The organism is Parazoarcus communis SWub3 = DSM 12120, assembly GCF_003226565.1.
GTDB lineage: Bacteria > Pseudomonadota > Gammaproteobacteria > Burkholderiales > Rhodocyclaceae > Parazoarcus > Parazoarcus communis.
This window is the reverse complement of record NZ_QKOE01000086.1, coordinates 1-741: the sequence shown is the minus strand read 5'-3', so window position 1 is coordinate 741 and position 741 is coordinate 1. Positions and strand designations below refer to the sequence as shown.

Annotated in this window: 2 pseudogenes; both read left to right on the top strand. The window is 64.9% G+C overall.

What is annotated here, in order from left to right:
- Window positions 1–318, top strand: a pseudogene (locus tag DNK49_RS23145) (acetaldehyde dehydrogenase (acetylating)); the annotation flags it as partial.
- A 10-nt stretch (window positions 319–328) separates the two neighbouring features.
- Window positions 329–741, top strand: a pseudogene (locus tag DNK49_RS23140) (4-hydroxy-2-oxovalerate aldolase); the annotation flags it as partial.

The window sequence follows — 741 nt, the reverse complement described above, 5'->3', positions numbered from 1 at the left end:
CCGCTGATCATGCGCGACACGGTGCACTGCCTGACCGAGACCGAACCGGACCAGCAGAAGATCACCGAATCGATCCACGCCATGATTCACGAGGTGCAGAAATACGTGCCCGGCTACCGCCTGGTCAATGGTCCGGTGTTCGACGGCAAGCGGGTCTCCATTTACCTCGAAGTCGAAGGCCTGGGCGACTACCTGCCCAAGTACGCCGGCAACCTCGACATCATGACCGCGGCCGCGGCGCGCACCGCCGAGATGTTCGCCGAGGAGATCCTCGCCGGGCGTCTCACCCTCGAACGCAACCGCGCCGTGCTGGCGTAAGGAGATCGACATGGAACTTCGCGGCAAGCGCATCACCGTTCACGACATGACCCTGCGTGACGGCATGCACCCCAAGCGTCACCTGATGACGCTCGAACAGATGAAGACCATCGCCGTGGGCCTGGACGAAGCGGGCATCCCGCTGATCGAGGTCACCCACGGCGACGGACTGGGCGGCAGCTCGGTGAACTACGGCTTTCCGGCGCATACCGACGAGGAATACCTGTCCGCGGTGATCCCGCTGATGAAGCAGGCCAGGGTGTCGGCCCTGCTGCTGCCGGGCATCGGCACGGTGGACCACCTGAAGAGGGCGCACGAACTGGGCGTCTCCACGCTGCGTGTGGCCACCCACTGCACCGAAGCGGACGTCTCGGAGCAGCACATCGGCTACGCCCGCAAGCTGGGCATGGACACGGTCGGCTT